This window comes from Corynebacterium sp., assembly GCF_030535495.1.
Classification (GTDB): domain Bacteria; phylum Actinomycetota; class Actinomycetes; order Mycobacteriales; family Mycobacteriaceae; genus Corynebacterium.
The window spans coordinates 1-23,933 of the sequence record NZ_JAUNRW010000028.1; the positions used below are offsets into that span (position 1 = coordinate 1).

Sequence of the window (23,933 nt, forward strand, 5' to 3'; positions counted from 1 at the left end):
AACCAGCCTGTGGACTACTCCAGCCCGGGCGGGCGGCCCCGGCGGAACACCCGCCACGACCCCAAACTGGCGGCGGCGGTGACCAGCGCGGGCAGGCCGAAGGTGCGCACCGCGCGGCGCACGGAGCGGTAGTCGCGGATCTGCCAGCCGCGCTCGGCGGCCACCCGGCGCAGTTTCGAGTCGGGGTTGATGGCCACCGCGGTGCCGACCATCGACAACATGGGGATGTCGTTGATGGAGTCGGAATAGGCGGTGCAGCGCTCGAGGTCGAGCTGTTCGAGGGCGGCCAGGGCGGCCACGGCGTGCTTCTTGCCGGGCCCGTGGAGGATGTCGCCGACCAGGCGACCGGTGAACACCCCGTCCTTGACCTCGGCGACAGTACCCAGAGCCCCGGTGAACCCGAAGCGCTGCGCCAGAATGTGGGCCAGCTGCACCGGGGTGGCAGACACCAGCCACACCTGGTGGCCGGCGTTGAGGTGCATGCGGGCCAGTTCGCGGGTGGCGGGCCAGGCTTTGTCGATCATGGAGGAGTCGACGATGTCCTCACACAGGTCCACCAGTTCGTCGACACGCTTGCCCTTGATGAACTCCAGCGCCTGGGTGCGGCCCGCGGCGACGTCGGTGGCGTTTTCTGAACCGGTGATCCGGAACTTGATCTGCTTCCACGCGATGGGGAGGATCTCCGAGAGGCGGAAGTACTTCTTGCGCGCCAGCCCCATGGCGAAGACGACGAGGGAGGATCCCTGGATGAGGGTGTTGTCCACGTCGAAGAAGGCGGCGGCACCGACGTCCTGCGGGATGTCCGGGTCCGGCAGCGAGATGTGGAAACCACCGGCGGCCTCGATGGAACCGGACACCGAGTCGACGCCGGAGGAGAAGGCGTCGAGCTCGATGCCGAAGGTCTCCTGGACGGCGGCTGCGGCGGCGGCCTCACCGGCGGTGCGCTGGGACTGCTCGTCGATGGGGGGCAGCGCGCGGTCCTCGAGGAAGCGGCGGAGGTTGCCGCGGGTGGCACTCCAGCTGGCGAGGAACTCTCCCGGGGTGCCGGGGAAGAGGGCGTCGGGGCTCACGTCGCGGTCCGTGCCTTCCTGAATCTGGTGGGGCGGTATCGTGTCCATGGTAGGCGTCGACGAAGGAGACTGTGGGCCATGGCCGAGACGGTGGAGCTGATGATCCGCACGACGTGTGGGTCGTGCGCGCGCGTCGAGAAGCAGATCGCCCCCGTGGTGGCGGCCGCGGGTCTTGGTCTTAAGGTCCGTAACGTCGATGATGACCGCGCGCTGGCCGTGGAGTTCGGGGACCGGGTGCCTGTCGTGGTGATCGACGGGGAGGAGTTCGCCTGCTGGGAGGTCGACAATGCCGAGCTGGAGGCGGCGTTGGGGTGACCGGGCGGGGCAGGTGTGGATTTCCTGTGTGCCGGGGGTATCCTTTTGTATGATCCGCCCCGAGGGTTGTGTAGTTGAGTGTCCGTGGAACCGAAAGCGGTGAAGGAAAACGTGAGTGTGCTCGTCGTGGGAATGTCGCACCGGTCGGCGCCGGTGGCGCTGCTCGAGCGACTGAGCATGGACGAGACCGTCCGCAATGACACCACTTCCCGGCTGGTTGGCCGCCCCTCACTGAGCGAGGCGATGATCGTCTCCACCTGCAACCGCCTGGAGATCTACTCGGTGACCAACTCCTTCCACTCCGGGGTGCAGGACGTGGTCGAGGTGCTCCACGAGATCTCGGAGGTCGACATCGACACCCTCCGCGGGTACCTCTATGTCCGCTACGCCGACGCCGCCGCCGAGCACATGATGGTCGTCGCCGCCGGCCTGGACTCCATGGTGGTCGGCGAGCAGCAGATCATCGGCCAGGTACGCACCGCCTACCAGGAGGCCACCGTCAAGGGCACCGTCGGACCGGCGCTGCATCAGCTGGCGCAGACCGCGCTGCACACCGGCAAGCGCGTCCACTCGGAGACCGACATCGACGATGCCGGGGCCAACATGGTCACCGTCGCCGTCGACGAGGCCCTCGAACACCTCCACACCGACAGCCTGCAGGGCCGGACCGCGCTCGTGCTGGGTGCCGGGGCGATGGCCTCGCTGGCCGCCACACACCTGGGACGGTTGGGCGTGGACAAGCTCATCATCGGCAACCGCACCCGCAGCCGCGCGGAGCGTCTGGCCGAGCATTCCCGCGAGGCCGGGGTTCCGGCGGAGGTCATTGACTTCGACGCCCGCGCCGACACGCTGGCCCACGTCGACCTGGCGGTCTCGGCCACCGGTGCCGATGAATTCACCATCGCCCCGGCGGACATCCCCGCCGAACGCCGCCGGGACCTCATGCTCATCGATCTGTCCATGCCCCGCGACATCGACGACGCCGTCGTCGACTTCGACGGGGTGCACCTGGTCAACATCGAACGCCTCCACCAGACCATCTCCGGGCGCGGCGATCACGCCGCCGGCCACCAGGAGGCGCTGGCGATCGTCGCCGAGCAGCTGCAGGAGTACAGCTCCGAGCAGCGCGTCCGCGACGTCGTTCCGGCGGTGTCGGCACTGCGCCGCCACGCCGCCGAGCTCATCGACGGGGAACTCGACCGCCTCCGCGGCCGCACCCCCGGGATCGACGATCCGGAGTTCGAGGAGGTGTCCCGGACGGTGCGCCGGGTCGTCGACAAGCTTCTCCACGAGCCGACGGTGCGCGTCAAGCGCCTGGCCGCCGAATCCGGGGTCGTGTCCTATGAATCCGCCCTGCAGGAGCTGTTCGGCCTGGTCACCGAGGCCCCGCCGGTGGTCGTCGACGTCGTCGATCTGCCCGCGGGCAAGCTCACCACCACCTAAGGAGACCCATGTTCTTGATCGGCACCCGCCGTTCCAACCTCGCGACCACCCAGGCCGGCCACATGCGTGACGCCCTCATCGACAAGGGACACGACGCCGAGCTGCACCTGGTCACCACCGCCGGCGACGTCAACATGGCGCCGGTCGAGCGCATCGGTGTCGGCGTGTTCACGCAGAAGCTCCGCGAGGCACTCGAAGCCGGCGAATGCGACATCGCCGTCCACTCCTTCAAGGATCTGCCCACCGCCCCCGACGAGCGCTTCCACCTCGTCGTCCCCGTGCGTGCCGACGCCCGCGAGGCCCTCATCGCCCGCGACAACCTCACCCTGGACACCCTCCCCGAGGGCGCCCGCGTGGGCACCTCCGCCCCGCGCCGCATCTCCCAGCTCAAAGCCCACCGCCCCGACCTCGACATCCGCCCCCTGCGCGGCAACATCGAGACCCGCATGGGCTATGTCACCGACGGCGAGCTCGACGCCGTCGTCCTCGCCTACGCTGGGCTCACCCGCGTCGACCTCGGCCACCGCGCCACCCAGGTCTTCGGCCCGGACCTCATTCTCCCGGCCCCCGCGCAGGGCGCCCTGGCGATCGAGTGCCGGGCGGATGATGCGGAGGCGATCGCGGCCGTCGATAAGCTCGCCGACGCCGCCGCCACCACCTGCGCGCACACCGAGCGCATCGTGCTCAACCGCCTCGAGGCCGGGTGCACCGCCCCGGTCGCCTCCCATGCGACCCTCGACGCGGACGGCACCATCCGGCTCACCGCCGGGGTGTTCGCCCTCGACGGCTCCCGCCAGCTCATGTACGAGGGCACCGGCGCCGATCCGGTCGCCCTGGGTGAGGCCGCCGCGGCGGATCTGCTGGGTCGGGGGGCTGCCGAACTCATCGACAGGTAGGTAGACTGAACCGACCATGGCTGTTCTCAACATCACCGACCGGCAGGTCACCGTCACCCTCGACTGGTGGGAGAAGATCGCCGCGCGGCGTTCGCACCTGACCATCCCCACCCGGGTGATCACCGACGTGCGTGTCGTGGAGGACGCCTGCAGCCTGGCTCGCGCGGTGCCGGCCCACAAGCGTGCCCCCGGCACCCGTATCAGGGGCGTGACCAGCACCGGAACCTTCACCGCCAGCGACGGCACCGGGGCGCAGACCTTCGCGGTGTGTCACGGCAACGGCCCGGGGATCCTCATCGATCTCACGTCGGCCACCGTCAACCGCATCATCATCTCCACCCCGCGGGCGGGGGAGTACGCGCAGGAGCTCGAGCGGCTCGTCCGCTGACGTGTTTTCGTATTCCGCGCCTTCTAATTTAAGGTGTGAATACCACACCATCATCTCCCCGTGATCGTATGACCCCCTTAAACACGGTCACGGGTAGTGATGTGAGCGTCCCCCACACTAGAAAAGATCCGTATGAGCATGGCCCCTCAGACCTCCCAGCCGGGAAAGGTCGTCTTCGTCGGTGCAGGCCCCGGTAACCCCGATCTGCTGACCGTGCGCGCCCGCGAGGTGCTCGCCGCTACCTCGATCGCAGTGACCGACCCGGGTGTTCTCGACGGGGTACGCGAGGTCGTCGCCTCCGGTCTGCCCGTCCCCCAGGAGCGTATCGACGCCGCCGAGGCCGAGTACGAGCGCCTGTGCGCCGAGGCCAAGGCCGCCGGTGCCCGCCGCCGCCCGCCGCGCCCCCCGGCCCCCACCGCCGCGGACATCCGCGAGGCGGAGGAGGGGGACGTGGTCGCGCAGCTCAGCGACGCCCTGGCCGAGGGTGGGGACGTCATCCGCCTGGTGACCGGCAACCCGCTCACCCGGGACCAGACGATGGCGGAGATCGCCGCCGTCGCCGCCGCGGGCCTGGAGTTCCAGGTCGTGCCCGGCATGTCCCTGCCCTCGACGGTGCCGTCGTTCGCCGGTATCGCCCTGGGGTCGACGTACACCGAGACCGATGTCACGGAGAACAACGTCGACTGGGAGCAGCTCGCCTCCGCCCCGCAGCCGCTGGTGCTGCAGGCCACCGAGGCGGATCTGGTGACCATCGCCACCGAACTCGCCGAGCGCGGCATGGCGGCGGACACCCCCGTCTCCGTCACCGTCAACGGCACCACCCGCCTGCAGCGCACCCACGACGTCACCCTGGGCACCCTCGGGCGACTCGACGCGGAACTGCCCGGCCAGCTGGTGGTCACCCTGGGCAAGGGCGTCGACGACCGCTCCAAGTACTCCTGGTGGGAGAATCGTCCCCTCTACGGCTGGCGGGTGCTGGTCCCGCGCACCAAGGAACAGGCGGCGTCGATGAGCGCCCGCCTGTCCGGCTACGGCGCCATCCCGCAGACCGTGCCGACGATCTCCGTCGAGCCGCCGCGCAACCCCGCGCAGATGGAACGCGCCATCAAGGGCATCGTCGAGGGGCGCTACCAGTGGGTGGTGTTCACCTCCGTCAACGCCGTGACCGCCGTGTGGGAGAAGATCGTCGAGTTCGGCCTCGACGCCCGCTCCTTCGCCGGGGTGCGCCTGGCCGCCGTCGGCACGAAGACGGCCCAGGCCGTCAGTGACCTCGGCATGACCCCGGAGCTGCTGCCCGCGGTGACCAAGCAGAACGCCGCCGGCCTCGTCGAGGTGTTCCCGGACTACGTCGAGGATCTCGACCCCGTCGGGCGGGTCCTGCTGCCGCGCGCCGACATCGCCACCGACGTGCTTGTCGACGGCCTCGTCGACCTCGGCTGGGAGGTCGACGACGTCGTCGCCTACCGCACCGTCCGGGCCGCCCCGCCCTCGGCCGAAATCCGCGAGATGATCAAGTCCGGCGGCTTCGACGCCGTGTGCTTCACCTCGTCGTCGACGGTGAAGAACCTGGTCGGCATCGCCGGTAAGCCGCACCCGCGCACCATCATCGCCTGCATCGGGCCCCTGACCGAGGCCACCGCCAAGGAGATGGGACTGCGCGTCGACGTCGTGCCGGAGATCGCCGAGGTGCCCGAGCTTGTCGACGCCCTCGCCGAGCACGTCGCCGGACTGCGCGCGGCCGGGCAGCTGCCGCCGCCGCGCAAGAAGCGACGCACGCGTCGTAAAGCAGGCGACGAGGGCTGAGGCCGCCCACCGCCTATGATGGCGGGGAAGACCGACAGAACCATCATTTCCGGAAAGGACCAGCACCCGCTGTGACTGACCCGTCCATCCCGTTCCGCCGCCCCCGCCGCCTGCGCGCCACCCCGGCGATGCGCGAGCTCGTCGCCGAAACCACCCTGCGCCCGGCGGATCTCATCCTGCCGATGTTCATCGCCGACGGCCTCGACGCCCCCCGGGAGATCAGCTCCATGCCGGGCGTGCACCAGCACACCCCCGACTCCCTCAAGCGCGCCGCCCACGAGGCCCTCGAGGCCGGGGTGCGGTGCATCGACCTGTTCGGGGTGCCCCGTGAGGAGGACAAGGACGCCGAGGGGAGCGCCGCCTGCCAGCCGGAGGGCGTGCTCAACCGCGCCCTGGTGGCCATGCGGGAGGAGTTCGGCGATGACCTGCTGCTCATGGCCGACACCTGCCTCGATGAATTCACCGACCACGGGCACTGCGGCGTGGTGCGGGAGGACCGGTGGGGACGCGGGGTCGTCGATAATGATGCGACCCTGTCGCTCTACCAGGACATGGCCGTCGCCCAGGCGGACGCCGGCGCCCACATCGTCAGCCCCTCGGGGATGATGGACGGCCAGATCCGGGCCATCCGCGAGGCCCTCGACGCCGCCGGGCACGAGGACGTGTCCATCATGGCGTACTCCGCGAAGTACGCCTCCGCCTTCTACGGCCCCTTCCGCGAGGCCGTCGGCTCCTCCCTCCAGGGGGATCGACGCACCTACCAGCAGGATCCGGCGAACCTGCGCGAATCCCTGCTCGAGGCCGAGCTCGACATCGAGGAAGGCGCGGACTTCATCATGGTCAAGCCCGCCATGCCCTATCTCGACGTGCTGGCGGCCGTCGCCCAGCATTCACCTGTGCCCGTCGCCGCCTACCAGGTCTCCGGCGAGTACGCGATGCTGCACGCCGCCGCGCGCAACGGCTGGCTCGACCTGGAGGGGGTGATGATGGAGTCGCTGACCTCCATCAAGCGCGCCGGGGCGAACCAGATCCTCACCTACTTCGCCACCGACGCCGCCCGGGTGCTGGCTCGCTGATGACGGAGAAGAAACCCGAGGTCGTCCGCCTCATGCTGCTGCTGTTCGCGGTGGCGGTGGGTGGCGAGATGCTCCACCAGATCCTCAGCATCACCATCGGGCTCATGGACCCGTCCGCGCTGGTCGCCGCGGCGAAGGACACCATGAGCGCGGAACAGGCCGCCGAGATCACCGACGGCGCCCTCCGTGCCACGGTCACGGCCTCGATCCTGCTCACCGGCGGCGTCGGCATCGCCATCATGGGCCTGCTCGCCTTCATGCTGATCCTCATCCACCGTCGTTCGAAGTTCGCCCCGCTGGCACGACGCATGCTGCTCGTCTTCGGCTTCTACTTCGGCTTCCGAATCCTCATGCTGTTCATGGCCACCCCGGGCGGCGTGGACGTTCCCGTGGCAATGTATCTCATCGACGGCGCCGTGCAGATCCTCGTCGGCGTGGCCGCGGTGATGGGCCTGATCTTCTCCTTCCGGGAGGAGACACTGAAGTGGACCGGGGAGATGGACTCCGCCGGCAAACGGATCGACCCGCGAAGGAAGTGAGCTCCCGTGCCCAGCATGTTCCCCGGGATGTACGCCGACCCGAATGACCCCAACCGCGGGCGGCGACGCACCCCGGGACAGGATTTCGACACGTGGCCGGCAACCCTCAAGTGGGGCTACTACCTCACCGTGGCCGCGGCCGTTCTCATGGTGGTCACCGGCATGGTCGGCCTCGCCCAGGATTTCGGCGGCGATCCCGACGCCGCGCCGGAGGTCATCGAGGCCTACCACCGCAACGTCCGTTTCATCGGCATCTACAACATCATCGCGGGCCTGGTCATCGCCGCGCTCGGCGCCCAGTTGAAGGCGGGCGGCCGGATCTCCCGCCGGGTGCTGGCCGGTGTCATCGCGCTGTCGATCTTCTTCAACATCGCCGCCTTCGCCATCCAGGTCGGCGGACTGGCCATGGTCGCCGTCTGCGTGCTCCTCGGTGTGGCCGCCGTCCTGGTGTTCCGCCCTGATTCCAACGACTACATCAGGCACCAGAGCAGCGGCGGGGACTAACCTGTGGTCATGGACCGCCATGATCAGGTGACCTCCGCCCTGGAGGAGGCCCGGGCCGCCGCCCGGGCGGTCGGTATCGACGTCGACACCGGGCCGCTGCAGGTCGACGCGGACCGGCCCAAGGTCTCCTATGCCTTCGAACTGGTGGGGGAGGTCGACGCCCCGGATGCCGCCACCATCGAGGAAGCCCTGGAGGAGATAGCCGGGGTCCGCGCCCGCCTGGTCATACCGGCCGGAGGCCCCGCCACCGCCTGGGTCACCGCCCCCGACACCCTCGACCCGGATGACCTGGCCGAGATCATCGGGGTGTTCGGGCTCCGGGCGACACTGACGGACTCCTCCCTGCGGCGGCGCATCATGCGTCCCGACCCGGTCGAGCGCACCCGCCCGGGCATTCGTGCCCGACGACTGCCCTGGAAGTACCGCCGTCACCTCGAGGACGAGGAACGCAACCTGGAACGCGCGCGCCGATCCGGGTTCCTGCGCGACCAGAGCGATCGCGCCCGCCTGGCCGAGAACGCCCAGCCGAAGGACCTGCTGTTCACCGCGCGTGACCTGCTCACCCCGGCCCGGCTCATGGTGTGCCTCACCCTCACCGTGCCGATCCTGCTCATGTCCTACCTCCACGACCTGCAGTTCGACGGGTGGCAGTGGCTCACCCTCGTCCTGGCGCTGCCGGTGGTCACCTGGGGGGCGTGGCCCTTCCACCGGGCGATGGTCGGCGGCGTGCGCCGCGGGCTGACGGCACTGGATGCCGCGAGTTCCGTGGCCATCCTGGCCGCCACGGTGTGGTCGATCGTCATGCTGCTGTTCACACCGGCGGGGCAGAGCGGGTGGCAGTCCACCCCGCACTGGTTCGCCTTCCAGCAGCAGCGCATCGTCGACGGGGAGCTCTTCCTCGACGTCGCCTGCGGCATGACCGTCCTGCTGCTGGCCGGGCGGCTGCTGACCATGCGCACGCGGGTGAGTCTGCTCGACGAGATGGAGGCCCGTCGCCCCGATCCGCAGCACATCGTCCACCTCGCGCCGAAGACCCGGGCCCCCGGGGCGCCGACGGGCGAGGAACAGCGCATCCCGCTGCAGGAGGTCAATGTCGGCGATGACGTCATCGTCGAGGCCGGGGAGATCATCCCGGTCGACGGCACCGTGGTGGGCGGATCGTGCACCGTCCACCGCGGTCTCATCAATACCGGGGAACGTGAGAAGGAGCAGGTGAAGGTCAACTCCTACGTCTACGCCGGGGCGCGGAATCTCGACGGCCGGATCAAGGTGCGGGTGGTGCACACCGGGCACCGCACCCGCGCGGCCGCCATCCACCGGTGGGTGACCGACGCCAACATCCAGCAGCACCAGTCCACGCTGCTGTCGACGCGCACCGCCGCCATGCTCATCCCGGCGGCCCTGGGGCTGGCGGTCATCGACTTCCTCCTGTGGGTGCTCATCGCGGGCAACTTCAACGCCGCCTTCGCCACCTCGCTGGCCGTTTTGGCCTCGGTGGCACCGGTCGCCCTGGCACTGTCCCCGGCCCTGGCCATCCGGCACGGCATCGAGGCCGCCGCCCGCAACGGCATCCTCTTCCGCGACGGCGCCACCGTTCGTCGGGCCGAGATGATCGACACGGTGATCTTCAACCGGGTGGGCACCCTGGCGGAAAATGACATGCACGTCGAGTCGGTCACCGCCGATCACGGGGAGAACCCGGAACTGGTGCTGCGCGTCGCCGGTGCCCTGTCGCTCGAATCCGATCATCCCGTCTCCCGCGCCCTGGTCAAGGCCGCCCGCGAGGCCCGGGACACCGGCGCCGGCGGAGAGGACGTCCCGCACTGGATCGAGGTCTCCCACGCCGAGGACGACGGGCAGGGCAGCTTCCGGGGGCTGGTCGACCTGCCGCTGTCGGCCCGTGACGGCACCGTCACCGTCACCCAGGTCGAGGCCGTCCTGTGGCGCCCGCGCACCATGTCGGACCTGCACGGGCGCCTGGCGGCCGCGGTCGTCTCCGGCGGCACCCCCATCGTCGTGCGTTGGAAGGGCAAGGACCGGGGTGTCATCAGCCTGCACGACAACGTCAAACCGGACGCGGAGGAGGCCGTCGAGCAGCTGGAGCAGCAGGGCGTGGAAACCGTCATGCTCTCGCGGGACACGTACCCGGTGGCGCGTCGCTACGCGGACCGGATCGGCATCTCCCAGGTGCTGGCCGGCATCGCCCCGGGACGCAAACCCCACACCGTGCGCTCGGTGCACACCCAGGGGGCGACGGTGGGCATGGTCGGTGACGTCTCCGTGCTGTCTTCTCTGCGGGTGGCTGATGTCGGCATCCTCACCGGCGACAGCGACACCAACGACGACGTCGACCACCTCACCCACTCCGGTCACCCGGACGTGGACATCATCGTCCTAAGGCGGGATGTGTCGGCGATCCCGCAGCTCATCGCGCAGTCGCGCCGGGTGTGCCGGATCATCGACACCAACATCATCTTCGCCTGGACGTACAACGGGCTGGCCCTGCTGGCGTCCGTGGCGGGTGTGCTGCATCCCATGGCGGCGACGGTGCTCATGCTCGGTTCCTCGCTGCTCATCGAGGCCCGGTCCAACAGTGCCCGGTCGTTCCGACGCGCGGTGGCCACGTAATTACCCCCGGGTACAACTTTTGGACCACAATGGTGGGCATGACTCGTCGTGACATCCCCCATGCCCCGCTCCTCGCGGCCGCCGCCGGCCGCACCCCGTCCCGCACCCCGGTGTGGTTCATGCGCCAGGCCGGCCGCTCGCTGCCGGAGTACCTCAAGGTGCGCGAGGGCATCTCGATGCTCGACTCCTGCTTCATGCCCGAGCTGCTGGCGGAGATCACGATGCAGCCGGTGCGTCGCCACGATGTCGACGCCGCCATCCTCTTCTCCGACATCGTCGTCCCGCTGCGCGCCGCCGGGGTCGGTGTGGAGATCGTCCCCGGCCGCGGTCCGGTGATGGACAAGCCGATCACCACCCGGGCCGACATCGACGCCCTGCCGATCCTCGAGGACGAGGTCACCGAGGTCAAGGACGGCATCCGCATCATCCTCGACGAATTGAGCGACACCCAGTCCCTCATCGGTTTCGTCGGCGCCCCCTTCACCCTGGCCAGCTACCTCGTCGAGGGCGGCCCGAGCAAGAACCACGAGAAGACCAAGGCCATGATCCACGGCGAGCCGGACACCTGGCACGCCCTCATGCGCCGCCTCACCCCGACGGTCACCGCCTTCCTGCGCCAGCAGATCGACGCCGGCATCGACGCCATGCAGCTCTTCGACTCCTGGGCCGGGTTCCTCACCGAGCGCGACTACCGGGAGCACGTCCTGCCGTACTCGGTGGAGATCCTCCAGGAGATCGAGGGCGAGATCCCGCGCATCCACTTCGGCGTGGGCACCGGTGAGATCCTCGGAGCCATGTCCGAGGCCGGTTCCGAGGTCATGGGTGTGGACTGGCGCGTGCCTCTCGACGTCGCGGCCGAGCGCATCGCCGCCGTCTCCGGACCGAAAGTCCTCCAGGGCAACCTCGACCCGGCGATCCTCTTCGCCGGGCGAGACGCCGTCATCGCCGAGGTCGCCCGCATCAAGGGCGAGGCCGCCCGCGCCATCGAGGCCGGGCACGCCACCGGACACATCTTCAACCTGGGCCACGGTGTCCTGCCGAACACCCGCGCGGAGGACATCACCGAGGCCGTCGCCATCATCCACTCCGAGACCGAGGAGATGTGAGCGTGACCCGCTACGCCATCATCGGCGCCGGCCTCGCCGGCCTGACCAGCGCCCATGAGATCCGCCAGGCCGACCCGGACGCGGTCATCCACGTCTTCGAGGCGGAGGACCGCATCGGCGGCAAACTGCACACCGTGCCCTTCGACTCCGGCCCCACGGACATGGGCGCCGAGGCGTACCTGGCGTTGCGTTCCGACGCCACCGACTTCTTCACCGAACTCGGACTCGCCGAGGACCTCGTCAGCCCCTCCGGCGCGCGTTCCCTCGTCTACTCCGCAGGCGAGCTCCACGGACTGCCCACCGGCGGTGTCATGGGCATCCCGTCCTCGTCCGCCCCGGTCGCCGGCCTGGTCTCCGCCGAGACGGCCGCGCGTATCGACGCCGAATCCGACGCCGCGCCCATCGACTGGGTCGTGGGTTCAGATGTCAGCGTCGGCGCGCTGGTCACCGAGCGCTACGGTGCGGAGGTCACCGACCGTATCGTCTCCGCGCTGCTCGGGGGCGTGTACTCGTGCGCGGCAGACGACCTCGGTGTCCGGGCGACGATCCCGCAGCTGGCGGAGGCCCTCGACGAGCTGGCTGAGTCGGGCCGCCCGGTCACCCTCTCGGCCGCCGTGGCGTTGTGTGAGTCGCGGCGCACCCCGCGTGACCCAGGTTCCACCCCGACGCCGGTGTTCGCCACCTTCCGGCACGGTTATGCGCAGGTCTACGAGGCGCTGGCGGAATCCTCGGGCGCCGATATCCACCTCGACGCCTTCGTGGCCGGCATCACCCGTGATCCGGAGGGCTTCCACCTTTCCGGCCCGGGTGTGTCCACCGACGCCCCCTACGACCGTCTGCTGGTGACCACCCCGGCGCCGACCACCGCCGTCCTGCTGCGGACCGTCGCCCCGGAGGCTTCCGCGGCACTGAAGTCGGTGCAGCTGGCGTCCTCGGTGGTCGTCGGCATGAAGTTCGATTCCGACGCTGGCCTGCCGGACAACTCCGGCATCCTGGTGGCCATCGATGAGCCGGGGGTGCAGGCCAAGGCCTTCACCTTCTCATCGAAGAAGTGGCCGCACGTCGGCGCCCGGGGTGGCGCCCTGGTCCGCGCCAGCTTCGGCCGCTTCGGCGACGACGCCCTGGTGCGCGCCGAGGAGGACCTGCTGGTCGACGCCGCCCTCGACGACCTCGCCCACATCACCGGCTTCGACGGCCGCGCAGCCGGGCTCGCCGAGATCTACGTCCAGCGCTGGTTCGGCGGACTGCCGCGTTTTGATGCCACCCACCTGGACACCGTCGCCACCGTCCGGGCGGGCGTGGCCGAGGTGGAGGGACTCGAGGTGGCCGGTGCCTGGGCCGGGGGAGTGGGGGTACCGGCGGTCATCGACGATGCCCGCGCCGCCGCCACCCGCCTCGTTCAGGTAGGCTGACCGCCCGTAACCAGCCCGTGTGTCACGGGCCCGGACGAGGGAGCCGTACCCGGTGTCGCGACAAGACGGCCAGGAAAGGCAGCTCCCATGTCCTGGGCCATCCTCATTGTCTCCGGCGCCTTCGAGGCGGTGTGGGCCATCGCCCTCGACCGCTCCGCGGGGTTCACCCGTCTGTGGCCGTCGGTGGTGTTTGTCGCCGCGCTCATCGTCTCGATGGGCGGTCTGGCCATCGCGCTGAAGCAGCTTCCGGTCGGTACCGCGTATGCCGTGTGGGTCGGGATCGGCGCCTCCCTGGCCATCGTCTGGTCGTTCGCCACCGGCCAGGAGGTCTTCTCTCTGGCGAAGGCGCTCTTCCTGGCGATGATCATCGGAGGCATCATCGGTCTCAAGGTCGTCAGCTGAGCGGGGGGAAAGTTTAACCCCGGTTGACCCCGGTCGTATGATGGTGGCCATGACTGTGACCTCCGGAACCTCCGCCCGCACCCAGAAGTCCGCGCAGCTGCACGATCGGGCCCGCGCCGTCATTCCCGGCGGGGTGAATTCCCCGGTGCGTGCCTTCGGTTCCGTGGGAGGTCAGGCACGGTTCATCGACTCGGCGCAGGGGTCGACGCTTATCGACGTCGACGGCAACGAGTACGTCGACCTCGTCTGTTCCTGGGGGCCGATGATCAACGGCAACGCCCACCCGGACATCACCGCGGCCGTCGTCAAGGCCACCGAGAAGGGACTGTCCTTCGGTGCCCCGACCGAAGCCGAGATCGACCTGGCGCAGATGATCATCGACCGCACCTCCGTCGAGGAGGTCCGCCTGGTCAACTCCGGCACCGAGGCCACCATGTCGGCCGTGCGACTGGCCCGTGGTTACACCGGCCGCTCCAAGATCATCAAGTTCGACGGCTGCTACCACGGCCACGTCGACGCGCTGCTGGCCGCCGCCGGTTCCGGGGTGGCCACCTTCGCCCTGCCGGATTCGCCCGGCGTCACCGGGGCCTCGGCGGCCGACACCATCGTCGTGCCCTACAACGACCTCGCGGCCGTCAGGCAGGCCTTCGCCGAGCACCCGGGGGAGATCGCCGCGATCATCACCGAGGCGGCCGCCGGCAACATGGGCACCGTCGCCCCGCAGGAGGGCTTCAACGCCGCCCTCAAGGAGATCGCCCACGCCGACGGCGCACTGCTCATCCTCGACGAGGTGATGACCGGCTTCCGCACCTCGTACTCCGGCTGGTACGGCATCGACGGCGTGGCCGGTGACCTCACCACCTTCGGCAAGGTCGTCTCCGGTGGCCTGCCGGCCGCCGCCTTCGGTGGCCGCGCCGACATCATGGAGCACCTCGCCCCGACCGGCCCCGTCTATCAGGCGGGCACCCTGTCCGGTAACCCGGTGGCCATGGCCGCCGGCCAGGCCTCCCTGCGTCTGGCCTCCGAGGACATCTACCCGACGCTCAACGCGCACGCCGATCGCCTGGCAGGCCTGATCTCCGAGGCCCTGACCCGTGAGGGAGTGGCCCACCACATCCAGCGCGCCGCCACGATGTTCTCCGTCCGTTTCGCCGAGGGCGAGGGCCACAACTTCGCCGACATGAAGGCCGCGGACACCTTCCGCTACCCGGCCTTCTTCCACGCCCTGCTGGACAACGGCGTCTACGCCCCGCCGAGTGTCTTCGAGACCTGGTTTGTGTCGACGGCGCTGACCGACGAAGATTTCACCCGTATCCAGGACGCCCTCGTCCCGGCCGCCCGCGCCGCTGCCGCAGCCACCGCGTAATAAGGAACAGACATGTCGCACACGATCGTCCACCTCATCCGCCACGGTGAGGTCCACAACCCGGGGCGTATCCTCTACGGCACCATCCCCGGCTACCACCTGTCCTCCCGCGGGCGTTCCCAGGCTGCCCGTGTGGCCCGCACCTTCGAGGACCACGACGTCACCTTCCTCGGCGCCTCCCCGCTGCAGCGGGCCCAGGAGACGGCGGAGCCCTTCGCCGAGGTCACCGGCCTGGAGGTGGCCACCGTCGACGGCATCGTCGAGGCCGGCAACCGCTTCGAGGGCCTGCGCACCAAGGGCTGGCGTTCCCAGCTGTGGAACCCGGTCCGCTGGCCGCTCATGGTCAACCCGCTCGAGCCGAGCTGGGGAGAGGCCTACGCCGACATCGCCGAGCGCATGATGGAGGCGGTGCACGACGTGCGCCGGCAGGCCGAGGGCCACGAGGCGATCCTCGTGAGCCACCAGCTGCCTATCGTCATGGTGCAGCGCCACGTCATGGGCCTGCCCCTGGCGCACGCCAGCCGCCAGTGCGAACTGGCGTCGGTCACCTCGCTCGTCTTCGAGGGCGAGGACATCACCGACATCTTCTACACCACTCCCGCGAAGGACATCTGACATGCGCCTGCGCACCGTCGCAGCCCTGCTCGCCACCGCCTCCCTGACGCTGGTCGCCTGCGGCCAGGAGGAGGACGCCGCGCGCAACGCCGTCGCCGTCGGCGGTACCTTCCAGTTCCACTCCCCGGGCGGACAGCGCGAGATCTTCTACGACGAATCCGAACGCGCCCCGCTGCCGGACTTCTCCGGCGATTCCCTCATGGACGAGGGCCAGCAGATCTCACTGTCCGACTACGCGGGCGAGGTCGTCATCCTCAACGCCTGGGGTCAGTGGTGCGCCCCGTGTCGCTCGGAGGCCGATGATCTCCAGCGCGTCCAGGAGGCGATCGAGCCCCACGGCGGCACCGTCCTGGGCATCAACGTCAAGGACTACGCGCGCACCATCGCGCAAGACTTCGTCACCGACAACGGCCTGACCTACCCGTCGATCTACGATCCGCCGTTCCGCTCCGCCGTCCACCTCGGTGGCGTGCCGTCCTCGGTCATCCCGACGACGATCATCCTCGACCGTGAGCACCGCCCGGCCGCGGTGTTCCTCAAGGAGGTCACCGACCAGGAGCTTCTCGACGTCGCCCTGCCCCTCATCGAGGAAACTGCGTGACCGAACTCGGGCAACTTTTCGCGGACGCCGCCGCCACCGGCCCCCTGATCCTGGGGCTGCTGGCCGCGGCGGCCGCCGGTCTGGTCAGCTTCGCCTCCCCGTGCGTGGTGCCGCTGGTCCCCGGCTACATGTCCTACCTGGCGGGCATCGTCGGCGGTGAGGTGCGCCACGACGCCGAACACGGTGCCGTGGTGACGAAGAAGCGGCAGTGGGCCGTCGCCGGAGCCGCGTTGCTGTTCATCCTCGGATTCACCGTGGTGTTCGTCCTGGCCACGGTCACCGTGTTCGGGGCGATCAGCATGCTCACGCTCAACGCGGAGACCCTCATGCGCCTCGGCGGGGTGGTCACCATCCTCATGGGCGTGGTGTTCATGGGCATGATCCCCGCCCTGCAGCGCGACACCCGCATGGCACCGAAACGCCTGAGCACCTGGGTCGGCGCGCCGCTGCTCGGCGGCGTCTTCGCCCTCGGCTGGACCCCGTGCCTGGGGCCGACGCTGGCGGCGATCATCTCCGTCTCCGCCGGCACCCAGGGGATGACCGCCGCCCGCGGCGTTCTGCTCATCATCGCCTACTGCCTGGGCCTGGGCCTGCCGTTCCTCCTCATCGCCTTAGGATCGGCCCGCGCCATGCGCACCATCGGGTGGCTGCGTCGACACTCCCGGAAGGTGCAGATCCTCGGCGGAGTGCTGATGATTCTCGTCGGCATCGCCCTGCTCACCGGAGTGTGGGCGCACTTCATCAACTTTGTCCGCCAGTGGACCGTCGAGTACGGCGCCACCATCATCTAGGAAGAATCCGTGACGTACCTCAAGAAGGCCTGGCACTGGCTGACCAGCATGCGCACCGCCCTGGCGTTGCTGTTCCTGCTGGCGGTCGCCGCCATCCCGGGGGCCCTGCTGCCGCAGCGCTCCCTCAACGAGACCAACGTCATCGAGTACATCGAGAACAACGGCCGCCTCGCCGAGGTCTACGACCGACTGCAGCTTTTCGACGTCTTCGAGTCCACCTGGTTCCTGGCGATCCTCACGCTGCTCACCCTGTCCCTCATCGGCTGTATCCTCCCGCGCTCCTGGGACCACTACGTCGCCTGGAAGACCCCGCCCACCCGGGCGCCGAAGAACCTGGGTCGGCTGCCGTTGCACGGGGAAGGGGGCGTCGATAAGCCGCTGGAGGACGTCGCCGACCAGGCGCGCGGCCTGCTCAAGCGCTGGAAGGTCGCGGAGTACAGCGCCGACGAGGACCGCGCGGGCCGGTTCTCGCTGGCCGCCGAACGCGGCTACGCCCGCGAGATGGCGAACCTCATCTTCCACCTGGGCCTGGTGGGCATGATCATCACCGTGGCGCTGGGCCGGATGGTCTACTACGAGGGCCAGGTCATCGTCGTCACCGAATCCGGCAACTACGAGACCCCGCCGATCGAGCAGTCCACCGAGTTCTGCAACACCTCCACCGCGAACTTCGACTCCTTCCGCGCCGGCCCGGTCTTCGACGGCACCGGCCTGACCACCTTCTGCTTCGACGCCCACGACTTCACCGCCGACTACCTGCCCAACGGCCAGGCCGAGATGTTCACCTCGAACGTCTCCTACGCCGTCGGCGACGACATCCTGAAGCCGAAGTCCGAGTGGGAGGACTACCAGCTCAAGGTCAACCACCCGCTGCGCATCGAGGGCGACCGCGTCTACCTGCAGGGCCACGGTTTCGCCCCGACGTTCACCGTCACCTGGCCCAACGGCGAGACCCGCACCCAGACCATCCAGTGGCGCCCGGACGACCTCACCTTCTTCCTCTCCTCCGGCGTCATGCGTTTCGACCCGCCCGCCGGCATGTACCCCGAACTCTTCGACCGCCGCCAGAACCAGCTGGCCATCCAGGGGCTGTTCGCCCCGACCGCCCAGTGGGACGGGGAAAACAACGAGCTGCTCACCTCCCGCTTCCCGGCGATGACCGATCCGGCCGTGGCCATCGACATCTACCGCGGCGACGCCGGCCTCGACTCCGGCCGCGCCCAGTCGATCTTCGACCTCGACACCACCCTGCTGCATTCCGGTCAGCTGCAGAAGATCGAGCGCGTCAACCTCAGTCGCGGTGATTCCGTCACCCTCGACGACGGCACCGAGATCACCTTCGACGGCGCCAGCGAGTTCGCCAACTTCCAGATCTCCCGCGATCCCTTCCAGCCGTGGGTCCTGGTGACCACCATGATCATGCTGGCCGCCCTCGTCGGTTCCCTGCTGATCAAGCGCCGCCGCATCTGGATCCGGCTCACCCCGCTCGAGGGCGGTGGCACCCACGTCGAGCTCGGTGGGCTGGCGCGCACCGACCGCGCCGGCTGGGGTGAGGAGTTCGACCGCATCCACCGCGCGTTGCTCGGCCTGCCCGACCCCGATGACGTCGACGAGGATCTCCTGGTTCCGGAAGATGCCCGCCACGCTGGCGTTTCGTCCAACTAAAGTTGGACTCCGCTGGTGGGGTGGGGTAGCGTCACTGAAGAAAATCGTCGGCTAACTCACGAGGGTGTCCTTTCATGCCTGTCAATCAGACTCTCTCCAACTTCTCGGATGTGGCGTTCCAGTCCGCCTTCATCATCTACGTGCTGGCACTGGTGCTCTCGCTCATCTACTACGGCCGCATGCAGGGGGTCATCGACGCCCGCCGCACCCTCGCCCGCGCCGAGCAGAAGGAACTGGTCGCCGTCGGCGACGGGGGTTCCGGCGGCACCGGATCCACCCCGGTCGGCGACGACGTGCCGGAGATCTCCGAGGTCGAGCGCCTCGAGGCCCGCGCCAACAAGTTCGGCGGCATGACCCAGTCGCTCATCTGGCTGGGCATCATCGTCCACGCCGCCGCCGCTGTCCTGCGCGGCCTGGCCACGGACCGTTTCCCCTTCGGCAACCTCTACGAGTACGTGCTGGTGACCACCGTGTTCGTCATGGTCGCCGCGGCCATCGCCATCCAGCGCAAGGAATGGCGCATCGTCTGGCCCTGGCTGCTCGTCCCCATCCTCGCCCTGCTGTTTTTCGGTGGCACGAAGCTCTACGCCGACTCCGCCCCCGTCGTCCCGGCGCTGCAGTCCAACTGGCTGCCCATCCACGTCTCCATCGTCTCCTCCGGCGCGGCGATCGGCATGCTCTCCGGCATCGCCTCCCTGCTCTACCTGCTGCGCATCTGGCAGCCGCAGGGCCAGGAGCACGGCATCTTCGGGGCCATCGCCAAGCCGCTGCCGAGCGCCAAGAAGCTCGACGCCATGGCCTACCGCACCGCCATCCTCACCCTCCCGGTCTTCGGCCTGGGTATCGTGCTCGGGGCCCTGTGGGCCGAGGCAGCATGGGGTCGGTTCTGGGGCTGGGACCCCAAGGAGACCGTCTCGCTCATCTCCTGGGTGCTCTACGCCGCCTACCTCCACGCCCGCGCCACCGCCGGCTGGCGCAACTGGAAGGCCGCCTGGATCAACATCGCCGCCCTGGCCACGACCATCTTCAATCTTTTCTTCATCAACATGGTCGTCTCCGGCCTGCACTCCTATGCCGGGCTGAACTAGACGTTTAGCGGTAGACTATGGCTCCAACAGCTTCTTAGTGAGGAGTGTGAGCAGGTGACAGGAACCTCTGCCCCCAGAAAGAAGACGGGCAAGCCCGCGGGCGATGACCCGGTGCTGCTCGAGCTCGGAGCCCAGCTGGCCCAGCGCCGCCGTGACATCGGGGCGCTGCAGGCCGACATCGCGGAGAAGGCCGGGGTCTCCCGCTCCACGCTCCACACCATCGAACACGGCGGCACGGGGGTCCGCTGGGAGAAGGTCGCCGCCGTCGCCCATGCGTTGGGTCTGACGATGAACTTCGAGGTGGCGGGGGAGTAGGGGCGTTCCTTCAGTAGGGCTGCCGGAGGATCTCCAGGCTCATCCGACGCAGACCATTCTCGAAATCCTCGATGGTCTGCCCGTAGCGGTGCCCCGGTGAGGCGCTGAGCCGCCCGTAGGCGGCCGTCACCAGATCATGGGTCTCCGCCCGGGAGACCTTCCTGTTGAGCGCGTCGCCGAGGAAGGTGGTGAGCAGGCGATCGGCCGTGCGACCGGGGCGTCCGAGGTTGAGGCAGAAGTACTCGAAGGAGGTCTTCCCCAGGCCCGTCACGGGGACGTAGAGGTCGCGCAGCCGGGCGGTGGGAACGCCGTCGAGGTCGGCGGCGTGGCGGATGTCGGCGTCGATAAGCACCCCCGCCACCTCGATGATCGCGGCGGCCTTCGCCGGTCTCCCCAGCACATCCTGCAGCGAATCTGCGCCGAGCGCCACGAGTGCCGACAGATCGTCACGGACCTCGGGGTGGCGCTGCCGGATCTCACCCACCTGTGGGTGAGTGTCGCCGCCACCGGAGTAGACGGCGTCGATGAGTGCCGTGGCGATCTCCCCCGGCCACACCCCGTCGAAGCCTTCGAAGTTCGCGGGCGGGATGGAGCGCGCGGCAGCGGCGACGGCGGAGATCTCGGCGGGGTCGGTCATGCCGCCCACCTTATGGGATTACTGCCGGGGCGGCTCACCGGTGGGCTGGTCATCGTCCGGGTCAGGGTCGCGGTAGCGTTCCTCCGCCCGTTTGCGACGCTCCTCTTCCTCACGCTGCGCGGCCTCGCGGGCCCGGCGCTCCTTGAAACGATCCTTCTCGATCTTCCACAGGAACTCCTCGTCATCATCCGGGCCCTTGATGGCGCGCGGTTGCGGGGCCGCCTGGTTGCGCTTCCAGGTCTTCGGCCCGAAGGCCTTCCACACGAGCACAATGGCGACGACGATCAGCAGAATCAGTAACAGGCGTCCCATGCAGTCCACTCTACGGGCAGCAGTAGACTGCAGGTGTGACTGCACCAGACAATCCCCAGCACCCTTCCGACGCACCCCCGGAGCTTGATCCGCAGGTCCGCCGCCAGGCCAACATGGCGCTGCTGAAGTACGGCGGCGCCCGCCTCGGGTTGTTCGTCGTGCTCACCGTCGTCATTCAGCTGTTCGCCGTGCTTATCGACGCCCCCGTCCCCCTCGTCATGTCCGCCCTGCTGGCGCTGCTCGTGGCGTTCCCGCTGTCGATGCTGGTGTTCAAGCGGATGCGCGTGGAGGCGAACCGTTCGGTGGCGGCGTGGAGCGCGCAGCGCAAGGCGCGCAAGGACTGGGTGAAGAAGGAACTGGAGTCCCGCTAACGCCCGAACAGCAGCGCGATGGCCAACATCACCGGCAGGGAACCGAAGGTGGTGATGAAGACGGTGTCGCGCGCGATGATCATGCCGCGTTGATACGAGGCGGCGAAGTTGTAGACGTTCTGAGCCGCGGGCAGGGCCGCGAGGATGACGGAGGCGTAGAGCTCGTTGCCCTCCAGCCCCAGAGCCAGGGCTATCCCCCACGCGATGGCGGGCATACCCACCAGTTTCAGCGCCGTGGCGGTGATGGTGCCGGGTCGGTCCTCAGGGGTGGTCAGCGGCGCGGTGTTGCGCAGGGAGGCACCGAAACTGATGAGGATCATCGGGATCGAGGCGCCGCCGAGGATCTCCAGGGGGCGCATGACCGGATCCGGGATCTGCAGGCCCACCAGCGCGACGATGAGTCCCAGCACGGAGCCGATGACGACGGGGGAGAAGATCGCGGTGCGCACCGGCCCCCAGATCTTCGCCAGGCGGGAGCGGCTGCCGGAGTCACCGTCGTCCCCGGCGACGAGGCCGGCGAGGATGAAGGGCGTGAACACCACCATCTGCAGCACCAGGACCGGGACGACGTAGGTGGCCTCACCGAGGACGTAGATGCTCACCGGCAGGCCGATGTTGACGGAGTTGAAGTAGCAGGCAGACGCCGCGCCCATCGTCGTGGTGGGAAGGTCCTGACGGAAGAACAGGGCGGAGGCCACGATGTAGACCAGCGCCGTGCCGAGTGTGGCCAGGAAGATCACCACGATGACCGGTGAGAACAGCGTGCCGGCATCGGACTTCGCCACCGCGGTAAACAGCAGCGCCGGGGAGGCGGCGTAGAAGGCGACGCGGTTGAGTACCAGGCGCTCCCGGTCCTCCCGGATCACGCCGGTGCGCGAGAGGATCACACCGACGGCGATGACCGCCAGGATGATGGCGAATCCGGTGATGACGCCGGTCATCTAGACCCCCGCCGCGTTGAGGAAGAGCACGGCGGCCGTGAGCACGGCCCACAGCAGCATGGCCTGGCCGGTGGACTTGATGAGCGGGATGAGCGCCGGGCCGGTGGCCCCGCGCCGGGCCAGCAGGATGCCGCCGAACGCCAGCGGCAGGGCCAGCAGCCCGAGAAGCAGGGCGGGCAACTGGGTGGCCAGGACGAGGGAGACGACGAACGGCGTCAACGCCAGGGCGGTGTAGACGTGCCGGGTCCGGGCATCGCCCAGTCGCACGGCCAGCGTGACCTTGCCGGCGGCGGTGTCGGAGGGGATGTCGCGCAGGTTGTTGGCCAGGTTCACGGACGCCGAGATGGCACCGATGGCCACCGCACCCCCGAGCCCGATCCAGCTCACCGCACCGGCCTGGGTGTACTCGGTGCCGAGCACGGCGACGAGTCCGAAGAAGATGAACACCGCCACCTCACCGAGCCCGCGGTAGCCGTAGGGGTTCTTGCCGCCGGTGTAGAACCACGCCCCCAGGATCGCCACGGCACCGACCAGGATGAACCACCAGGCGCTGGCCAGGGACAGGGCGATACCGGCCACCGCGGCCACCCCGAAGGAGAGGAAGGCAGCGAGCTTGACGTGTGCAGGCTTGGCCAGGCGGCCGCCGGTCAGGCGCGTCGGGCCGGTGCGGTCCTCGTCGGTGCCGCGGATGCCGTCGGAGTAGTCGTTGGCGTAGTTGACGCCGATGATCAGCGCCCACGCCACGACCAGCGCCAGCAGGGCGCGCCACCAGGAGAACCCCCCGGCATACGCGGCGGCGGCAGAGCCGACGATGACGGGGGAGAAGGCGTTGGGCCAGGTGTGCGGCCGGGCGGCCTGCCACCAGTCCCGGGCCGTGGCCGGGTAGGTGTGATGATCAACGGGCATGGGGCCTATTGTGCTTCATCGGAACAGATTGGCAACGTCGAGGGTCCTGACAAGCAGGTCGCAGGGTTGGACAGTAGGGTGATGCGGGTTATGTGGATTACGTATGTGCTCGGCCAGGTGGTCAGCTTCTTCTTCACCCTCGTGCGGATGATTCCGCTGGCGTGGAACAACCGTTTCTCCCGCACGCGGTTCCCGCAGGAGGGGGACGTGGTCATCTCCCTGACCTCCCACGGGGATCGGCTCCAGCGGGTGCATTACACGCTGGAGTCGATCGTGCGGGGCCATCACCCGGCTCCCGTGGTGCTGTGGCTGGATCGGCCGGATTATGAGGCGGAATGGCCGGCGACTCTCAGGCGTCTGGTCAAACGTGGCCTCCAGGTGCGGTGTTCGGACGGGCTCTACGGCCCGCACACCAAGTACTGGGGTCAGTTCCGGGAGCTGGCGGGTACCGGCCGGCGGGTGGCCACCGTCGATGACGACATGATCTACCCCGAGTGGTTCCTCGAGCGCCTGCTGTTCATCGGGGATCTGCGCAGTGACGTGGTCATCGCCTACCGCGCCCACCGCATCGAGCTGCGCGATGAGCGCCTGCTGCCCTACGTCAAGTGGACCGCCGCCGACACCTGTCGCGCCAGTTTCCTGCACTTCGCCACCGGGGTCTCCGGGGTGCTCTACCCGGCGAGCTTCATCGACTACGTCGTGGAGCAGGGCGATGTGTTCCTGGAGCTCTCGCCCCGCGCCGA

Annotated in this window: 26 protein-coding genes and 1 riboswitch; of the genes, 21 read left to right on the forward strand and 5 right to left on the reverse strand. The window is 69.0% G+C overall.

Features of this window, described 5'->3' with window-relative positions:
• Window positions 1-14: 14 nt before the first annotated feature.
• A complete protein-coding gene (locus Q4F73_RS05360) occupies window positions 15-1,070 on the reverse strand; it encodes an HAD-IB family hydrolase (RefSeq protein ID WP_303358326.1) in 1,056 nt (351 codons plus the stop codon).
• A 78-nt stretch (window positions 1,071-1,148) separates the two neighbouring features.
• Here Q4F73_RS05360 and Q4F73_RS05365 point away from each other — a divergent pair, with 78 nt between their 5' ends.
• From Q4F73_RS05365 to Q4F73_RS05455, 19 genes are all read left to right on the forward strand, one after another.
• Window positions 1,149-1,385 (forward strand): glutaredoxin family protein, encoded by a 237-nt coding sequence (locus Q4F73_RS05365; protein ID WP_303358327.1) that lies wholly within the window; start codon window positions 1,149-1,151, stop codon window positions 1,383-1,385.
• A 111-nt stretch (window positions 1,386-1,496) separates the two neighbouring features.
• Entirely contained in the window at window positions 1,497-2,828 is a 1,332-nt protein-coding gene (locus Q4F73_RS05370) for a glutamyl-tRNA reductase (protein WP_303358328.1), read from the forward strand.
• A gap of 8 nt (window positions 2,829-2,836) precedes the next feature.
• Window positions 2,837-3,724, forward strand: a complete 888-nt coding sequence (gene hemC, locus Q4F73_RS05375; protein WP_303358329.1) for a hydroxymethylbilane synthase — start codon at window positions 2,837-2,839, stop codon at window positions 3,722-3,724.
• 16 nt (window positions 3,725-3,740) lie between these two features.
• Window positions 3,741-4,112 carry a hypothetical protein gene (locus Q4F73_RS05380; RefSeq protein ID WP_303358330.1) on the forward strand — a complete coding sequence of 124 codons (372 nt, stop codon included), beginning with the start codon at window positions 3,741-3,743 and terminating at the stop codon, window positions 4,110-4,112.
• A gap of 132 nt (window positions 4,113-4,244) precedes the next feature.
• A complete protein-coding gene (locus Q4F73_RS05385) occupies window positions 4,245-5,915 on the forward strand; it encodes a uroporphyrinogen-III synthase (protein WP_303358331.1) in 1,671 nt (556 codons plus the stop codon).
• Window positions 5,916-5,986: 71 nt separating this feature from the next.
• The gene (hemB, locus tag Q4F73_RS05390) at window positions 5,987-6,991 is read left to right on the forward strand and encodes a porphobilinogen synthase (protein ID WP_303358332.1); all 1,005 of its coding nucleotides are present in this window, start codon (window positions 5,987-5,989) and stop codon (window positions 6,989-6,991) included.
• A complete protein-coding gene (locus tag Q4F73_RS05395) occupies window positions 6,991-7,530 on the forward strand; it encodes a hypothetical protein (RefSeq protein WP_303358333.1) in 540 nt (179 codons plus the stop codon). The genes hemB and Q4F73_RS05395 overlap by 1 nt, the downstream gene beginning before the upstream one ends.
• 6 nt (window positions 7,531-7,536) lie before the next feature.
• On the forward strand, window positions 7,537-8,034 hold the full coding sequence (locus Q4F73_RS05400; protein ID WP_303358334.1) for a hypothetical protein: 498 nt from the start codon (window positions 7,537-7,539) through the stop codon (window positions 8,032-8,034).
• 9 nt (window positions 8,035-8,043) lie between these two features.
• The gene (locus Q4F73_RS05405) at window positions 8,044-10,662 is read left to right on the forward strand and encodes a cation-translocating P-type ATPase (protein ID WP_303358335.1); all 2,619 of its coding nucleotides are present in this window, start codon (window positions 8,044-8,046) and stop codon (window positions 10,660-10,662) included.
• 38 nt (window positions 10,663-10,700) lie between these two features.
• Window positions 10,701-11,768 carry a uroporphyrinogen decarboxylase gene (gene hemE / locus Q4F73_RS05410; protein ID WP_303358336.1) on the forward strand — a complete coding sequence of 356 codons (1,068 nt, stop codon included), beginning with the start codon at window positions 10,701-10,703 and terminating at the stop codon, window positions 11,766-11,768.
• Window positions 11,769-11,770: 2 nt separating this feature from the next.
• The gene (locus tag Q4F73_RS05415; RefSeq protein WP_303358337.1) at window positions 11,771-13,180 is read left to right on the forward strand and encodes a protoporphyrinogen oxidase; all 1,410 of its coding nucleotides are present in this window, start codon (window positions 11,771-11,773) and stop codon (window positions 13,178-13,180) included.
• 9 nt (window positions 13,181-13,189) lie between these two features.
• Window positions 13,190-13,254, forward strand: a riboswitch (guanidine-III (ykkC-III) riboswitch).
• A 13-nt stretch (window positions 13,255-13,267) separates the two neighbouring features.
• Complete coding sequence (locus tag Q4F73_RS05420; protein WP_303358338.1) at window positions 13,268-13,582, forward strand: multidrug efflux SMR transporter; 315 nt, start codon at window positions 13,268-13,270, stop codon at window positions 13,580-13,582.
• Window positions 13,583-13,631: 49 nt separating this feature from the next.
• The gene (hemL, locus tag Q4F73_RS05425) at window positions 13,632-14,948 is read left to right on the forward strand and encodes a glutamate-1-semialdehyde 2,1-aminomutase (protein WP_303358339.1); all 1,317 of its coding nucleotides are present in this window, start codon (window positions 13,632-13,634) and stop codon (window positions 14,946-14,948) included.
• A 12-nt stretch (window positions 14,949-14,960) separates the two neighbouring features.
• Window positions 14,961-15,563, forward strand: a complete 603-nt coding sequence (locus tag Q4F73_RS05430) for a histidine phosphatase family protein (protein WP_303358340.1) — start codon at window positions 14,961-14,963, stop codon at window positions 15,561-15,563.
• Window position 15,564: 1 nt separating this feature from the next.
• Window positions 15,565-16,164, forward strand: coding sequence for a TlpA disulfide reductase family protein (locus Q4F73_RS05435; RefSeq protein WP_303358341.1), 600 nt, complete (start codon window positions 15,565-15,567; stop codon window positions 16,162-16,164).
• Window positions 16,161-16,955: a cytochrome c biogenesis CcdA family protein gene (locus tag Q4F73_RS05440; protein WP_303358342.1), complete on the forward strand. Its 795-nt coding sequence runs from the start codon at window positions 16,161-16,163 to the stop codon at window positions 16,953-16,955. Before Q4F73_RS05435 ends, Q4F73_RS05440 begins: the two co-directional genes overlap by 4 nt.
• A gap of 48 nt (window positions 16,956-17,003) precedes the next feature.
• Window positions 17,004-18,620 (forward strand): cytochrome c biogenesis protein ResB, encoded by a 1,617-nt coding sequence (locus tag Q4F73_RS05445; RefSeq protein WP_303358350.1) that lies wholly within the window; start codon window positions 17,004-17,006, stop codon window positions 18,618-18,620.
• Between the two features lie 74 nt (window positions 18,621-18,694).
• Window positions 18,695-19,708 carry a c-type cytochrome biogenesis protein CcsB gene (ccsB, locus tag Q4F73_RS05450; RefSeq protein ID WP_303358343.1) on the forward strand — a complete coding sequence of 338 codons (1,014 nt, stop codon included), beginning with the start codon at window positions 18,695-18,697 and terminating at the stop codon, window positions 19,706-19,708.
• Between the two features lie 54 nt (window positions 19,709-19,762).
• Window positions 19,763-20,023, forward strand: a complete 261-nt coding sequence (locus tag Q4F73_RS05455) for a helix-turn-helix domain-containing protein (protein ID WP_303358344.1) — start codon at window positions 19,763-19,765, stop codon at window positions 20,021-20,023.
• Between the two features lie 10 nt (window positions 20,024-20,033).
• On the opposite strand, the gene Q4F73_RS05460 is transcribed toward Q4F73_RS05455, so the two are convergent.
• Both Q4F73_RS05460 and Q4F73_RS05465 read right to left on the reverse strand, forming a co-directional pair.
• Window positions 20,034-20,660 (reverse strand): hypothetical protein, encoded by a 627-nt coding sequence (locus Q4F73_RS05460; RefSeq protein ID WP_303358345.1) that lies wholly within the window; start codon window positions 20,658-20,660, stop codon window positions 20,034-20,036.
• Window positions 20,661-20,678: 18 nt separating this feature from the next.
• Window positions 20,679-20,972: a hypothetical protein gene (locus Q4F73_RS05465; protein WP_303358346.1), complete on the reverse strand. Its 294-nt coding sequence runs from the start codon at window positions 20,970-20,972 to the stop codon at window positions 20,679-20,681.
• Window positions 20,973-21,085: 113 nt separating this feature from the next.
• Between Q4F73_RS05465 and Q4F73_RS05470 the strand changes: the two genes are divergently transcribed.
• Window positions 21,086-21,343, forward strand: a complete 258-nt coding sequence (locus tag Q4F73_RS05470) for a DUF4229 domain-containing protein (RefSeq protein WP_303358351.1) — start codon at window positions 21,086-21,088, stop codon at window positions 21,341-21,343.
• On the opposite strand, the gene Q4F73_RS05475 is transcribed toward Q4F73_RS05470, so the two are convergent.
• Complete coding sequence (locus tag Q4F73_RS05475) at window positions 21,340-22,284, reverse strand: AEC family transporter (protein ID WP_303358347.1); 945 nt, start codon at window positions 22,282-22,284, stop codon at window positions 21,340-21,342. The two genes, Q4F73_RS05470 and Q4F73_RS05475, sit on opposite strands and share 4 nt — an antisense overlap.
• The gene (locus Q4F73_RS05480) at window positions 22,285-23,190 is read right to left on the reverse strand and encodes a 1,4-dihydroxy-2-naphthoate polyprenyltransferase (protein ID WP_303358348.1); all 906 of its coding nucleotides are present in this window, start codon (window positions 23,188-23,190) and stop codon (window positions 22,285-22,287) included.
• A gap of 90 nt (window positions 23,191-23,280) precedes the next feature.
• Between Q4F73_RS05480 and Q4F73_RS05485 the strand changes: the two genes are divergently transcribed.
• Window positions 23,281-23,933, forward strand: a 653-nt coding sequence (locus Q4F73_RS05485; protein WP_303358349.1) for a glycosyltransferase, incomplete at its 3' end; no start/stop codon positions are given.